Origin of the sequence: Coprococcus sp. AF16-5 (genome assembly GCF_003479365.1) — a bacterium.
In the GTDB taxonomy this organism is placed as follows: domain Bacteria; phylum Bacillota; class Clostridia; order Lachnospirales; family Lachnospiraceae; genus Coprococcus; species Coprococcus aceti.
The window spans coordinates 527461-542723 of the sequence record NZ_QUGZ01000001.1; the positions used below are offsets into that span (position 1 = coordinate 527461).

14 protein-coding genes are annotated in these 15263 nt (G+C 41.3%); 2 read left to right on the plus strand and 12 right to left on the minus strand.

Features of this window, described 5'->3' with window-relative positions:
- Positions 1–7: 7 nt before the first annotated feature.
- The 11 genes from DWW70_RS02305 to DWW70_RS02355 form a co-directional block, all read right to left on the minus strand.
- Positions 8–760 (minus strand): alpha/beta fold hydrolase, encoded by a 753-nt coding sequence (locus DWW70_RS02305; protein ID WP_004853039.1) that lies wholly within the window; start codon positions 758–760, stop codon positions 8–10.
- A 38-nt stretch (positions 761–798) separates the two neighbouring features.
- Complete coding sequence (locus DWW70_RS02310) at positions 799–1269, minus strand: hypothetical protein (protein ID WP_118649335.1); 471 nt, start codon at positions 1267–1269, stop codon at positions 799–801.
- 17 nt (positions 1270–1286) lie between these two features.
- Positions 1287–2216 (minus strand): acyl-CoA thioester hydrolase/BAAT C-terminal domain-containing protein, encoded by a 930-nt coding sequence (locus DWW70_RS02315; RefSeq protein WP_330423945.1) that lies wholly within the window; start codon positions 2214–2216, stop codon positions 1287–1289.
- Complete coding sequence (locus tag DWW70_RS14960) at positions 2213–2362, minus strand: hypothetical protein (protein ID WP_199669313.1); 150 nt, start codon at positions 2360–2362, stop codon at positions 2213–2215. Before DWW70_RS14960 ends, DWW70_RS02315 begins: the two co-directional genes overlap by 4 nt.
- Positions 2363–3002: 640 nt before the next feature.
- Complete coding sequence (locus DWW70_RS02325; RefSeq protein ID WP_118649180.1) at positions 3003–3287, minus strand: hypothetical protein; 285 nt, start codon at positions 3285–3287, stop codon at positions 3003–3005.
- Positions 3288–3312: 25 nt separating this feature from the next.
- Positions 3313–3897, minus strand: a complete 585-nt coding sequence (locus DWW70_RS02330) for a DUF2318 domain-containing protein (protein WP_243017647.1) — start codon at positions 3895–3897, stop codon at positions 3313–3315.
- 4 nt (positions 3898–3901) lie between these two features.
- A complete protein-coding gene (locus DWW70_RS02335; RefSeq protein WP_118649181.1) occupies positions 3902–5269 on the minus strand; it encodes an urease accessory protein UreH domain-containing protein in 1368 nt (455 codons plus the stop codon).
- Positions 5270–5487: 218 nt separating this feature from the next.
- Positions 5488–6903 carry an alanine/glycine:cation symporter family protein gene (locus DWW70_RS02340; protein ID WP_022216350.1) on the minus strand — a complete coding sequence of 472 codons (1416 nt, stop codon included), beginning with the start codon at positions 6901–6903 and terminating at the stop codon, positions 5488–5490.
- Between the two features lie 165 nt (positions 6904–7068).
- Positions 7069–8397 (minus strand): Na+/H+ antiporter NhaC family protein, encoded by a 1329-nt coding sequence (locus DWW70_RS02345; protein ID WP_022216349.1) that lies wholly within the window; start codon positions 8395–8397, stop codon positions 7069–7071.
- 24 nt (positions 8398–8421) lie between these two features.
- Positions 8422–10011, minus strand: a complete 1590-nt coding sequence (locus tag DWW70_RS02350; protein ID WP_118649182.1) for a family 43 glycosylhydrolase — start codon at positions 10009–10011, stop codon at positions 8422–8424.
- A gap of 138 nt (positions 10012–10149) precedes the next feature.
- Positions 10150–10584, minus strand: coding sequence for a hypothetical protein (locus DWW70_RS02355; protein ID WP_118649183.1), 435 nt, complete (start codon positions 10582–10584; stop codon positions 10150–10152).
- Positions 10585–10757: 173 nt separating this feature from the next.
- Between DWW70_RS02355 and DWW70_RS02360 the strand changes: the two genes are divergently transcribed.
- Together DWW70_RS02360 and DWW70_RS02365 are read left to right on the plus strand one after the other, a co-directional pair.
- The gene (locus DWW70_RS02360; RefSeq protein WP_118649184.1) at positions 10758–11141 is read left to right on the plus strand and encodes a BlaI/MecI/CopY family transcriptional regulator; all 384 of its coding nucleotides are present in this window, start codon (positions 10758–10760) and stop codon (positions 11139–11141) included.
- Between the two features lie 3 nt (positions 11142–11144).
- Complete coding sequence (locus DWW70_RS02365) at positions 11145–12983, plus strand: BlaR1 family beta-lactam sensor/signal transducer (RefSeq protein ID WP_118649185.1); 1839 nt, start codon at positions 11145–11147, stop codon at positions 12981–12983.
- On the opposite strand, the gene DWW70_RS02370 is transcribed toward DWW70_RS02365, so the two are convergent.
- Positions 12971–15166, minus strand: a complete 2196-nt coding sequence (locus DWW70_RS02370; RefSeq protein ID WP_147360131.1) for a DUF6070 family protein — start codon at positions 15164–15166, stop codon at positions 12971–12973. The two genes, DWW70_RS02365 and DWW70_RS02370, sit on opposite strands and share 13 nt — an antisense overlap.
- Between the last annotated feature and the right edge of the window lie 97 nt (positions 15167–15263).

A 15263-nucleotide genomic window follows, 5' to 3' on the forward strand; every position in this document is an offset into this window, starting at 1 on the left:
CCATATCTCACTGAAACTTGCTCATCATTTCCTCAAACAACTCAGGCCTGAGTAAGACAAGTCCGCCGTGTCCGAGTTCCGGTAATACTTCAAACTCCGTCTGAGGTAGCCTGCGCCTGATATACGCTATATCATTTTTCCGCTCTTTTTCTTCATTCTTTGCGTACCAATAATGGATGTGCGTATCAATCTTCGGAACAGGATCCGGCACCTTATAGTTATTGCACGATTCAAATGTTCGCCACAGTGTTTTGCTGCTGCAATGTCTCAGAACATCCGCAACATACTGCAGATCTTCCTTGGAATAGTCGTCTGTAGCAAATGCCTTTTCCAGCAAAGCCACACCGCCTGCTCTGCCTATCATCATCATTAGATAATCCTTGAGCGCAATAAAGCGTGTCACGATCCATGGCAACTGATACGGTGTGATTCCGCCGTCTATTACACAATGCTGTATTCTAACCTTCTGTCCCAGCGCAACCATAAGCGCAACGGAACCGCCCATAGAACAGCCATATACAGCATATATCTCCGTGAATCCCTTCGCCTTGATCCAGTTATTTAAGTCTGATGCAATCTGCTCCACGCTTGTAAAGTCATTGTCATTGTCAAAATCATAACCCGGAAGTGCCGGAACCAGCAGATGATAATTCTTTTCTAACAGAGGAATTACATTCTCAAAGTAATCCCACTTCACAACAGATGGATGTATCAATATTATCGTTTCTTTATTCTCTTTTCCGAACTCATGGATAGTCATTGTATTTTTCCTTCCTCATACCATATTCTTTCTTTAGATCATGATGAAAATATTCCACATTCCGTATAAGTGTTATAGAATTCGTCTACACCTTTCTCGTAGTGGAATTTCCAGTCAAGCTCATGCTTTGATGTCTGGCTTGCTATGCTCTCCTGCACCTTTTTGTCCTGAACATTGTCAGTGAAGAGCGTACACTTCTTGTTCTCATGCGCCTTCACCATGAAAGGCGAATCGAACACCGCAGTGACCATCTCATCCACAACTTCAGGTGTGATCCTATCCGGCTCTGCCTTGTGCAGTGAAAATACAAATGCTGCGATATACAGGTTCATCTCCAGTGAGCTTCCACCTATATCGGGAGTTCTGAGAAGCATCTCCTTGTACTCTCTCTTCACGGATCTTTTATATCTCTTCATGTCCATATCAGGATATATCTGCGCAAGCCTTGCAAGTGCCTGCTTAAAACACAGCAGTTCCACAGCCTTTGCATACATTCCATATTTCAACATTCTAATCGCCTGCCTTTTTATTCCTGTATCCATTCCTTAAGTGCGGCTGAGAGTCTTCTGTCTATATCCTTTCTCGTCGCCTCGCACTCATTTGGATAATCCTTTGCAGCCTTGAATATAAACTTCATGACAAATTTCAGTCCAACCGGAAGCGCCATACGAAGCATCGATTCCGGCAGCACAAAATGGGTTCCGTGCTCATACACAAGCGGCACATACTCACATGTATGCGGGCGCTCCTTCAGACGCTGATCCATTCTGCGGATGTATTTGCCCGCCTCCCAGAATGAGTCGTCATCTGCGCCAATTAAAAACAGCTTTCCCTTTATGTTCTCGACCTTGATCATTTCCTCTTCCGTATGTTCCCTTGCCTTCTCCGAGTCGATGAACAGGCAGGTACTGCGCTCAATGTCGCCGGAGTCCTTTGTCTCCTCCTCGATTTTCTGCCAGTACACAGGATGCTCATACACAAATGGCATATAAGCAAGAGGCTCGCCTCTCCACGAAAGAGTCGATGCACCCGGTATCGGCCATTCCTTACATCCGTCTTTGTTGCCCTGTTCAAATCCCTGCCATACAAAGTCACTTGCCGTAAGTCCAAATGTCAATGTGATATCAGAAAAATACGAGGCAGCAACAAGGGAATCCATTCCAGCCGTACTCATTCCCATGATTCCTATTTTCCGGTTTCCATGACTTTTCAGCCATGCAATAGCTGTCTCTATTCTCTCAAGCGGATTATTTACATGGCTGTAATTCTTTCTTCCAGGAGATACACAAAGTGCGTTCACACCATTTTTGTGCAGCCACTTTGCTCCGCACTTCGCCATAAAATCATTCGGATCGTCTCCAAACAGTCCTATGAATGCACAGTCAGCCCCATTTGGATTCTCGTAATATGTTCCATAGAATCCGTCCTTCTCGATCTCAAAAAACTGTTTTTTCACAACTTTTTTCTCCATTTTCCTGTATGCTCCAGACCGCCCTCGCTGCCTGATAACACAATGACAACTTTATCTCTTCTGTCACCAACCGGATATAAGAAACAATCCGCCTTGTGCATTGTTTCTTTTATAGTCTCAGAACCTTTCATTTGTTACATCCCCCTGATCCAATTCTCTTAACAACCACAATGTTAGTCGCTGCTAACTTTATTGTCAAGTGTTATTGCTTTGTAAATCAAAAAAACTCCCGCAAATAAAAAAGCACCCGCAAACACATCTTCTAAGACCTAATGATGTGTTTGCGGATGCCATTTGCACCGTATTACTCTTCTATCGTCTCCTCCCGGTAATCCGGGTCTTCATACCAAATATTGAAGTAAAGCTTATCTCCTTCACGAAAGTTGAAAGTTTCCCTATCATCTATTGCAAAGCTCACTTTCTCGGGCCAGATGATCTCAAATGTCCCATCATTTGACTGCCGTGTCAGCGATAACGGAGAGGTATAAAGAATGAGATTATAGCTATCATCAGCTTGTGCATTACATGCTTTGCTCTTGGCTATACAATAGGTTCTAAGAGCAATGATAAGACACAAAAATAACCGCACAGTCCTGAGAAAACTTTTGGCGGTTATTTCTAATCACTAATATCAATATCAGGCTAACCGTCTATCGGTAGCACCTTTTGATATTATATTAGTATCAAGCCTCACTCATGTCAAACATATATCGATGGGAAGACACCTTATAGCAAACAATAATATTCAATACTTAATTGATATATCCAATTTCATTCATTTGTTTTGAAATTTTTTACCGCCATTGCAATCATTGCCACACTATATATCAATACAATTATCAACATAAATCGTGAAATCATAAAACCAACAGTGAATTGTATCGGAATACAAATCAGCGGTATTAGTATAATCGAAAATATGATTGAAAATATTGGATGTTTCCTCTTGATATTGAAATATAGAGCAAGTATTGCCATAACAATGCCACTCAAGAACATAATTCCCAATACTATAAGTAAAAATGTTATTGTATTTCCCATTACAAACTCCCCCATTCAAATCTCCTTTTGGTGTTTCAGATTACTTGACAGGCCCACCCCAAGACGTAAATCTATCTGCATATGTGTCAAGATCAGCCGTGCTCACAGTCAGTTTACCATCTATATTTTTATAGTCAATATAGGTTGGATTACACCCTCCCGATGTCTCGCCCACGCTGTCCATAGTGAATGTATTTCCACAGTTCTGGCATACCAGCTTTCCATCCTGCTCCTTAAAATATGCCCTTGGCGACGGATTACATACCTGACAAGTGTTAAGTGACAGGCGTGTTGTCCCGTCAGATGCTTTAACAGCGATAAGCTGGATGTTTGTTCCATTTGAATCATAGTTAACATATATCGGATCAGAAGTCAATGTGTCTGCGTCAATTGCAATCTCGCCATTTTCAACTGCGGGAGTTACATATACATCCGCCTTGTTCTCCTCTGTAGTATAATCGATTTTTCCACTCTCAGATGAGGTTGAATTTCCTGATGCACTTGTATTTCCTGACGTATTTGAACTTCCACAGGCTGTCAGCATTGATGCCACAAGTAATGTCATTATAACTGTAAGTATTTTTCTGCTTGTATCTGTTTTCCTTGTCATTGTTTTATTTCTCATTATCTCATTCTCCTTCTCTGTCAATGATATTAATCTTGCCATTTATCATTCCCATCCAGCATGTATACTGAACAGTCCCCGATTCTCCCGGTGTAAATTCGATCACATTCTCTCCCGGTGTAAATTCATGGGTTATACCATACGCGCTCAATACCATCTTGTAATTGCATCCGTTGATGACCTCCTCCGGCACATTTATTGTCCATTTGACCGGAATTCCGCTATAAACTGTAATCTCTGGGTAACTTCCAAAGTCCAGTTCACTGCTTACATATTGCACATCGCCTGATTCTGATATCTCTGCCATGTTTAACTCTTCCGTGTTTTCTGATAAAGTGGCTGTTCTGTTCATATTAATTCCAGACAGGCTTACCCCCTGTGAAAGCATCGCAAGTCCCAGAACCACAACAAGAATACATCCTGCACGCATGACAATCTTTGTATATTTCTTGCCAAGCGCAGACACGATACTTCCAAATCCAAGCATCAGGGGAACTGTACCCAAGCTGAACATCAGCATTGCAAATGCTCCTGTGATAGGATTTCCTGAACCAAGCGCGATGATCTGCATAGACTGCATGGGACCACATGGCATCAATCCGTTCAGCAAACCTACAAAAAATGGACGCTTTTCTCTTATCTTTCTCGTGCTTATTTTATTTGCAAGTTTGTTCGGAAGTCTTATCTGCAACTTTCTCAGTACAGGAATAACTCCCAGCATGTTTATTCCCATTATCACCATAAACAGACCTGCTATTATCTTCAATATCCCCTGTAGGATCAGTGGAATTCCTGTCTCAGACCAACCTGTTAAGATCATGCCGATTCCGCCAAGCAGAAAACCGATTACTGTATAAGAGACCACCCGCCCTGTGTTATACAGCAATGATGGCATAACCTCACTGTTTCCATTCCCACTGTCATCTTTCCCCGAAGGTATACATTGCGACAGATTTATACCGCCGCACATCGCTATGCAGTGAACCGATGTTAGTAATCCCACTACAAACAACATACCATAGCTCATCGTTGAATCAGCAAGCATCGATGGAACAAGCAGGTTCAGAACACCAAATCTCTGTAACAGATAATACAGACAGATAATAATTGCAAATGTGCCTATTGAACTGCCAATTTTCTTATAATGTATTTTTCTTTTTTGTATTACTGTATAATCAAGGTTCTGAATGATATCTATAATACTTTCTAGTGTCAATATATCACCGTCAAACTCGATTTCCGCCTGCCCGTTGCTGTATGAAACTTGAACTTTAGATATTCCTGCCATATTTCGTAAAGCCTGCTCTACCCTGTTCTGGCAGTTGACACATGTCATTCCCTCAATCAATAGGATTTTTTTCTCCATTGTCATACTTATAATTCCTTTTTATATACCCCTACAGGGTATTTTTAACATTGACAATATAAACACCTGCATTATATTTGTCAATATTTTTCACAAATTATTCAAACATTAGAAAACACAGTTTCCAATTTTCTGCCCCATATAAAAAAGCAGCCAGACAAAATTTTGTCTGACTGCTGGTAGGTGTTCATCCAATTATTATAAATATTTACTTCTATTGAGCCCTACAGTTCCTTGTGACGTGCAAAGTAATCCTTTGTCTCTGCCACAACCACACTGCTGAGTGCAAGCAATGCTATGATATTCGGAATCGCCATAAGTCCGTTAAATATATCAGCGATAGTCCATACAGCCTTAACTGTCATGTATGGTCCGATAAATACGCAAAGTATGTATAACCAACGATAGATCTGAACTGAAACCTTGCTGCCATTTGTGAGGTACTCAAGACACCTCTCACCATAGTAATCCCAACCAAGGATAGTTGTAAATGCGAAGAATACAAGGCAGATCATCAGGATGAATGCTGCAACCTGACCTGGCATAAAGAAAAGTCCCTTTTGGAATGCATCAGTTGTGACTGCGATTCCCTCAAGGCTGCCATCCTGCCAGCTTCCCATCATAACGATTGAAAGACCTGTCATTGTACATACGATGATAGTATCAATAAATGTACCTGTCATTGTTACAAGTCCCTGACGAACAGGCTCCTTTGTCTGAGCTGCTGCTGCTGCGATAGGTGCAGAACCAAGACCAGCCTCATTCGAGAAGATACCACGTGCAACACCTTTCTGCATGGCTATTGCAAGACTTGCTGTAACACCACCTGCAAATGACATAGGCTTAAATGCGCACTTGACTATTGTTTCAAATGCAGCTGGAACTTTATTTATATTAACTATGATAAGAACCAGACACACCACGATGTAGAGAACTGCCATGAATGGTACTATAATCTGAGAAACCTTTGATATTCTCTGGATTCCACCGATTACAACAAGTCCTACAAGGATTGCAAGAATAAATGCTGAGATGACGATGGCTATTGAGTAGTCATTTCCAAAGATTGATACTGTATTTGCCTTGTCAGGATCAAAGAAAGCCTGAACTGCAGAAGCAATACCATTTACCTGTGTAAATGTACCGATACCCATAAGACCTACGCATGCTCCGAAGAATGCAAATATCTTTGCAAGCCACCTCCACTTGTGACCCATACCGCTCTCAATGTAATAGAAAGGTCCTCCGAGAACGTGTCCATCCTCGTCAATCTTTCTGTACTTTACAGCAAGCAGTCCCTCTGAATACTTTGTTGCCATTCCAAAAAGCGCTGCGATCCACATCCAGAAAAGTGCTCCGGGACCACCGGCAAGGATACCTATAGCTGTTGCTACTCCTACGATATTACCTGTACCGATAGTTGCTGAAAGTGCTGTACATAACGCGCCAAAGCTCGTCACCTCTCCTGTACCGTCTTCCTCATTCTTAATCATGAATCTCAGTGCCTTTGGCAGATGAACTATCTGAAGGAACTTAAGTCTGATCGTCAGATAGATTCCGCAGACGATGATGAGTATTATGAGTGGCAAGCCCCAGACAATATCATCAACTTTGCCTAAAAAGTTTGTGAATGCGTCCATGTTACTCCTCCTATTTTTTATTTATAATTCACAAGTGTAAATTATAGCATAAAAATTCTTAAATAAAAACGAAAAAACACGCATTTTCAAGATTTTTCTTGGTTTTTTGCATGTTTTTTCGAATATTTATTTATTATATTACGAAATCTCGTCCATCTATATTCTTTACCGTCTCTTTGCCATATGTGGTTTGTCATTACTTCTTATAAGCATCCACACAAGCGAACTGACAAGAAGGAGTATTGGATAAAACAAATTTGGGATTATCTGGAATGCTGATATCTCATGTCCCAGCTCCGACACCGCTGATATTGCAACCAGCATCTGGGCACCGTAAGGAATGATTCCCTGGAATATGCATGAAAATGTATCAAGCAGCGACGCTGATCTCTTCGGGGATATACCATAATCCTCTGCCATCTCCTTTGCTATCGGATTTGCCATGACTATCGCGACCGTATTGTTGGCTGTGGCTATGTCCATGGCTCCAACCAGAAGTCCGATTCCGAGCTGACCTCCCTTGTCACCCTTGAACACCTTCTTTATAGCCGAAAGCAGCGCCTCAAATCCGCCATACTCTCTGATGAGTGAACACATGGCAGCCACAAGTACAGCTACCATACTCGTCTCGAACATTCCCGCTGCACCGCTTCCCATATTCGTCAGGAGATCCACTGCTGCCGTCTGCCCTGTGGCAAGCATGATGATGGAGCCTGACACGATTCCAACTATCAGGACTACAAACACATTAAATCCCACTATTCCTCCTATGAGTACCAGAACATAAGGTATGATCTGTATCATATTATAATCATGTTGTACTACTCCGCCTATCTCAGTATTGAATGACTTAACCAAGATTACTATGAGCGTCACAATCGCTGCAGGAAATGCTATCCAGAAGTTTGCCCTGAACTTATCTTTCATGGCACACCCCTGACCATTACATGCTGCTATGGTCGTATCCGATATGAACGACAGGTTATCTCCGAACATCGCACCGCCCATGATGGACGCCACACAGAGCGGCAGATTAAATCCTGACGCATCGGCAACTGCAACTCCTATAGGCGTCAGAAGTGTTATTGTTCCAACAGACGTTCCCATAGCTGTTGAGACAAAGCACGCTACAACGAACAAAACTGCCACGGAAAATCTCGCCGGAATGATACTCAGCATAAAGTATGCCACACTCTCGGCACTGCTCCGCCCCACGACTCCCACAAATATTCCCGCCGTCAGGAATATGAGCAGCATGGTTATAATATTTTTGTCTGTAAGTCCATTTGCCATGATCTGAAGCTTCTCATCAAAGCTTACCTTTCTGTTCTGCAGACATGCCACAAATATCGCCACCATAAAGGCAACCACTATTGGAATATTGTAAAATCCCATCGGGATCTTCAGCACGTACTCAAACAGTATTCCAAGTCCCAGATACAGGACAAGAAAGACGTATATCGGTATCAGTGCCGCACCATTTGACTTCTTCATAATTCTCCCTCTTCTTTCAATATTTTACCTAAATCGTATATCTTTTAATTGAACCTTTATTCTGCCATGGTATACAAGATACACCGCGTGGACTCCCTCTGGGAAATCCACTTTGTTCTCGCACCATCTCCACTCTGTCTCTGAGATATCTTCAGATACAGGTATATCTATTCTTCCGATACTCTCACTATCTTCTGTCACACATATGTCAAAGTATCCTTCTACATTCTCTGCCAGATCGTTTGCATCCTTGAGCTGCTCCTGATTCTCGCATCTCTCGTCTACCCTGACAGGTCCCTCATACACCACCTTGTTGGCATCCGTCTCATATCTGACATTCACGCCAAATGTACTGCTGCCCCCAAGCGCAAAATACTTATACCCTATGAGTGTTCCATCCTCTATCTCCGCAATAAATCTATCCTCACCCTTGTTCGTCACATTTGGGAATTCTATCGTGTATATACTGTTGGAGCCGTGCGGCATATGTCCATTTGTCAGGTTGCATGCTATCACCGCTGGATACGTGCCATTTGCCACAAGCGGTCCATTGTTCAGTCCGCAGCTCGTAACCTCCACCTGGTCTATGTGTCCATCCGCAGCTATATAGATCTTCTCGGCACAGGCCTGTCTGCTGTAGTCCGACTTATGTGTGAGCCTGTGATAGAACACGTACCACTGACCATCTATGCACTCTATACTTCCGTGCGTGGTTCCGGTCATATTCAGCTTGTTCTCGAAACTTCTTCCCTTATATCCCACATCGCCATTTGACACTATAGTGCCACCAAATGTAAATCCGTGATCCGGATAATCGCTCACCGCATAGCACAGCTCATGGTTCTGCCATGACGAATAAACAAAGTAGTATTTATCTCCCACCTTTCTCATGGATGAACCCTCGAAAAATGGATGCTCCTCAAATGATGTTCCCTTCACGGCATAAGGTATGATGTGCCTCGGTTCTTCCTTAACCGTCAGCATGTCGTCCTCAAGCACCACCATGATCGGTCCCATGATGCTGTCCTTATAGCCAAGTATCTCCTCCTTTGTTCTTCCAAACATAGATACCTCATCATCCAGCCTGCCATTTGTCAGAAAATCAGGCTCTTCCTCGTATCCGTACTGGGTTCCGTAGAATATCCTGATGGTTCCGTCATCATTCATGGCTGCCGGATCAAAGCAAATATACTTCTTCATCACAGTGCCGTCCTTGTAATGCACATGGCCAAGATATTCGTATTTACCCGCCGGCGTATCGCACACAGCCACACTGATTGGACCTGTGTATCCGCCGTAACCGTAGTCACCGCCCATACAGTAATACAGATAATATCTGCCATCATTCCCCCTCACAACATCTGGCGCGTACATATACTTCAGCTCCGGGTATGCCGGATCCTGACTCGCCCTGTATGTAATGCCCTCGCATCGCCAGCTTGTCAGATCTTTTACCGGCGCGGAGTACACCACATAATCCTGCATACAGAACGTGTAACCGCCCTCCTTATCGTGAGATCCATAATGATAAACCCTGTCGCCCCATACATGCGGCTCGCCGTCCGGTATGTACTCATTCAGCGGCAAAAAGGGATTGTAAACCTGTCTGCTCATATATCTTCTCCTTCTTATATCATTTTTTTCTGTTCCCCTAAAACAATAAATCCCCAACATGATCCGCGTCATCTACAGACATGTTGGGTTCTCATATTTACAAGTATATTTAATAAAACTTTTTTAGTCAACAAGCACTTATAAAAAAGGCTGCATCTGCTCGCAGAGTTTCTTCTCAAGCTCTATGAGTCTCTTCGTCTTATCCTTCGCCCTGTCATCCGCCACCTTATATTCGTTTAGATATTTATTCAGCGACTTCACACCCATATTGCAGCCATCCGTCATAAGCTCCGCTATGGTATTGTCAGACTCATCCACTATGAGTTTCACATTTGTCTTGATCCAGGACATGCACTTTGCTATTGGATTTGGATCCTTGCCATCGTCATGGTACTCATCCAGTAGTTTCTGTATCTCCTGTTTTATTGCGTCGTGCTCCTCCTTACATTCTATAAGTATCTTCTTCATCTTCGCCGCATGCACATACCCAAGCACCTCATCAATAGACGAAACACCCATCTTGATCCCGGCATCACATTCCCTGAGCAGCTTTATTGTGTCTGGTGATATCATCTCATATACCTCCTTAGCCTGTATATGAGTATGTTACCCGGTGTTTAAAAATTATATACTCTGCTAAACAATCCTTTTTGGAGAGTTTCCTCATATGTATAGACAAAGGTTGACACCCCACCCCATAATCTTTATACTGTTATTACAAATGTAGTATTAAAGGAGTATAATCTATGAAACACATTCCCCAGATTTCCGAAGCCGAATATGAAGTTATGAAGGTTATATGGAAATATGCCCCTATAAGCACAAATGACATTACTGACAAACTGTTGCAGACCACTTCATGGAATCCTAGGACTATCCAGACTCTCATCAAAAGACTTTCTGATAAGTCCGCCATCTCCTATGAGAAAAAGGGCCGCATGTTCGTCTACTCCCCTGTCATCAGTCAGGAGGAATATCGAAAACATGAAAGCTCATCTTTTCTAAAGAAGTTTTTCAATGGACACATATGCGACATGGTTTCTGCGTTTGTGGATAGTGATGAGCTTAGTGCTGATGATATAAAGGAACTTCAAGACATATTAAATGTAAAAGGCACCGGGAGGAAATAAGGCTTGACTGAATTTTTCACACATTTTTTTATCAGCAATATATCCATAAGTTTCTCTCTGCTGCTACTGATATTTGTTCGATTTATGTTCAGAAAACAGCTAACATGTAACGGCAGATACAACACCATATATATTGTGCTGTTTCTTCTCGTAATTCCATTTATCCCTGTAAATAATTCATTTATATTCCAGGTCATAGGTTTCATACGATCATTATTTCACAGAAGTACTTCTGCCGCAAATACAGTTACTCCTGTGCCTATCAATACCAGCCCTTCATCAAATGGGAACTGGATGAACGACTTTGCTATATCTGTAAACAGTACATCTACAATATATCCAAAGCTCCTTTTTATTATCTGGCTTGCCGGAGTTTACATATTTTCCATCCGTTTAATAGTGTCAGGCATATCACTATACAAGCTGAAAAAATCTGCTGTTCCAGTCACCGACGATACTGTCATATTGAATATATATTCGGAATGCCTTGAGCTCTGCAATGTGCGCAGATACAAACCGAAATTATATTCCTCCTCTGCTTTATCTGGAGCGGTCATTGTAGGTGTATTCCGCCCTGTTATATATATTCCACGGCAAATCAACGACTGCATATCCGATTACACAATAACCGACCTGAGACATATTTTGTTACATGAACTACAACATTTTAAACGCAGAGACAATGCCGTGAATATGTTTATCTGTATATTCTGCATACTGTATTGGTTCAATCCTGTTGTTATATACACATTACATACAGCAAGACATGACAGAGAAAAAGCATGTGACAATGATGTATTGCAGTGCCTCGGTCAAAACTATGCCGCAAAGTATGGGCAGACCATCCTCCGTGCGGCTACAAGCAGATCCAGTAATTCATCATCGGTATCATTCAAGAGCAAAAGCAGGAAAAAATTACTTAAAACAAGGCTTCAGCTTATTGTTAATTTCAACCCTGTCACCAGCAGAGAAAAACGGAAATGTATATATGCATTTTCCATTATCATATTGCTGATGACTGTATGTGCGCCATTATCTATATATGCTCTGGATGATACACAATACAAGGATTTTGCCCCGGTGAATCTGGAATCCTTGGATCTATCCAGCTACTTTTCTGACTACAACGGCTGTTTTGCTCTGTACGACAAGGGAAATGATAAATGGTATATCTATAACCAGGACAAAGCCCTATGCCGCACTTCACCGGATTCTACATATAAAATATATGACGCAGTGATGGCTCTTGAACATGGCATCATAACTTCCGAAAACTCATTTATGCGCTGGGATGGGAGCTCTTACCCTTTTGATGCCTGGAACACAGACCAGACACTTCGATCTGCCATGACCGGATCTGTAAACTGGTATTTTGACAATCTGGATGTAGCTATGGACCACACAGATGCGAAAAATTTTCTTGGTCTTATTGAATATGGAAATCAGAATATCAATTCAGCTCAGAACTGTTACTGGCTGGAATCCTCTCTGACTATATCCCCAGTAGAGCAGGTAGAACTGCTATGTCACCTGAAAAATAATGATTGGAAGCTGTCTAAGACAAATGTGGATACAGTCATAGAGTCCATGTTTATTGCAAACTCAGATGGAAAAAGTCTGTATGGCAAGACAGGTACCGGCAGAGTTGATGATATAAATATAAACGGCTGGTTCGTCGGATTCATTACATCTAATGATAATGATTACTTTTTCGCCACGAATATATCACTTTCTGAAAATGACAATCAGTTTTTATCAGCGGACGGACTTTCCGCATCGAAGATCTCACTGTCAATACTGCGTGATCTTGGAATATATGCCTATGGATATCAGTCAGAATAAACCGGTATGTCACATTCCACCTTCTCTATATGATTTGACATATATTTGAAAGTACCATCATCTTCCGATTTTACTGTAAGTGTATTTCTAAATGCAATGTCCGATCCTTCGTCAGCCCACACCGCATCAACAATAAGCGAAACCGTTCCATCATCATTGTAGGAATAGTCCACAACCTCTCCAAATGGTGGATACTGTTTCCCAAGGATGACATGATATCTGTATGAATCTTTTTCTAAATTGTAATCACAATTATCCCTCAACTCCGTCACAGTGACAGGGAACATTGACAACATAACAGACTCATATTTGTCTGCATCTATCCATCCACCATCAGGTTTCAGATTTTCACCAGTGTACAGTCTGTATATATCATCAAACATACACGGCACAAGTATATCTGATGCATTTGACTCATCCCAATCGATAACAAGCATATTGTAATTCACATAACTAAGCCCATACACATATTTTCTTGTCAGTTCCCTGCATTCATCCGTCAACGGACTGACTCTGAAATACTCCTTCAGCCCACCATGAGCTATTATATTTGAATATGTATATATAAAGTAGCCTTTTTGTGTGAGTTTCATATCTTTTAAATCCCGTATGCCAGTCGCTATAAACTTCCAGTCATGATTCTCGAATTTTGCTGTGTTGAAAATCATCTGTATCCGGCTGTCATCATACACAAATGTCATCTCCGTCACACTTGCATCCCTGTTTACCCTATATACGCAAATGTAATCACGCCCTCCACCATCTGTATAATTTCTATAAAAAGACTGAAATACCTGATAATTATACATATTGGTATCATCAGAAAAACATATCAGTCCACTGCTTCCCAAAATATCAACTGCGTCATATATTAAATCACTATTATTCGAAATATCCTCATCCTCATACAACTTTCTTATGGCATCTGACTGCAATATTCCTATTATATTTACTTTAACATTCTCCATTTCGTCATCGGATAACAGACTATCATCAATAACATTTCCATTCTGATTTATTGTGATGGTCTTTTCTGTATCTCCGTAGTACTCCTGCCACTCTTTATCAGAAAGTCTGTCTCTGTACCAATATATTCCCTCTTTGCACCTCGTCAGTACTTCATTTGACACATACTCAAATCCATCATTTTCTTTCTCCTTTATTGTAACCTTATGAGTAAATAATCTGCCACTCTCATCTTTCTCCGAAACAGCATTTACTATGAGGGTTATTGTTCCGTCAGCATTATACTCAGCATCCACTACCTCTGGAAATGGAACCAATGGTGTTACACTGTGATCAAACATCCCCCTCGTTCTGTACTGATACATTTGTCTGTACACATCATACACATTGACATGCTGAAGTACATCTGTAGACACAGGCAAATACTCCTGAAACACCTTCTCGTATAACTTCCCTTCTATCATATATGTAACCCCCTCGTCCGAATATGGACTGGACATACCATATTTCATTTTGTAAAGTGCTTCATAGATATCATAATAATTTATTTTGTTCATATCTGATTCATCCCAGTTTGTGGTAAATAAATTATTCGAATCATATCCAATCGTCTTGATATACTTTCTGTTAAGTACCCTTAACTTCTCATCCAGAGGCTCAACTCGTAATGCCGTATACGCAGAATCTCCGTCATATCCTCCCATCCTGTACCTCTCAAAAAATAGATATCCGTCTGTGTATTTCCATGTATAGGCCTTATAGTTTTCTTCATTTTTCTCAACAAAACAGTTATTCTCCCGCACATAGAATCGCCTGGTTATCATCACATTGTTACCGCCTGATTTAAAATCAAACCTTACAAAGGACTTATCATACATGACCTGCAGTATTGTACATCCCGCATCTCTGTTTTCAGCCACCTCTGATAAAAACATCTCCGCATTCTCTGCATTTGCCATATTGATCTGATTATCCACATCCACAGCTATGTACCCCTTACTTCCCATCGATTCTATTACTGTCCTAGTCTGATTCAGTTTTTCTTCCTCGGTCTTGCATTTCATATCCTGACAGGATGAATATATATCATCCAAATCTGCAATAAACTGATTTTCATCAGATATACTAAAATCAATAACTGTCCGCTCTGCGTCTGCCACTGCATTTTTATTGGAACAACTGCATAACAATATGGCTATGCCAACCAAAAGTAGCATACAATATAACTTCTTGTATATATTACACACGTAGTATTTCAAGATAAAAAAATATAAGTTCATCATATCAAAACTCCTTTATAATAAATATTACATT

Bases quoted from the DNA above. Each gene is read 5' to 3' on its own strand.
- DWW70_RS02305 (WP_004853039.1), bottom strand. From the start codon at position 760: ATGACTATCCATGAGTTCGGAAAAGAGAATAAAGAAACGATAATATTG.
- DWW70_RS02355 (WP_118649183.1), bottom strand. From the start codon at position 10,584: ATGATATCACCAGACACAATAAAGCTGCTCAGGGAATGTGATGCCGGG.
- DWW70_RS02310 (WP_118649335.1), bottom strand. From the start codon at position 1,269: ATGTTGAAATATGGAATGTATGCAAAGGCTGTGGAACTGCTGTGTTTT.
- DWW70_RS02350 (WP_118649182.1), bottom strand. From the start codon at position 10,011: ATGAGCAGACAGGTTTACAATCCCTTTTTGCCGCTGAATGAGTACATA.
- DWW70_RS02370 (WP_147360131.1), bottom strand. From the start codon at position 15,166: ATGCTACTTTTGGTTGGCATAGCCATATTGTTATGCAGTTGTTCCAAT.
- DWW70_RS02325 (WP_118649180.1), bottom strand. From the start codon at position 3,287: ATGGGGGAGTTTGTAATGGGAAATACAATAACATTTTTACTTATAGTA.
- DWW70_RS02330 (WP_243017647.1), bottom strand. From the start codon at position 3,897: ATGAGAAATAAAACAATGACAAGGAAAACAGATACAAGCAGAAAAATA.
- DWW70_RS14960 (WP_199669313.1), bottom strand. From the start codon at position 2,362: ATGAAAGGTTCTGAGACTATAAAAGAAACAATGCACAAGGCGGATTGT.
- DWW70_RS02345 (WP_022216349.1), bottom strand. From the start codon at position 8,397: ATGAAGAAGTCAAATGGTGCGGCACTGATACCGATATACGTCTTTCTT.
- DWW70_RS02335 (WP_118649181.1), bottom strand. From the start codon at position 5,269: ATGACAATGGAGAAAAAAATCCTATTGATTGAGGGAATGACATGTGTC.
- DWW70_RS02340 (WP_022216350.1), bottom strand. From the start codon at position 6,903: ATGGACGCATTCACAAACTTTTTAGGCAAAGTTGATGATATTGTCTGG.
- DWW70_RS02360 (WP_118649184.1), top strand. From the start codon at position 10,758: ATGAAACACATTCCCCAGATTTCCGAAGCCGAATATGAAGTTATGAAG.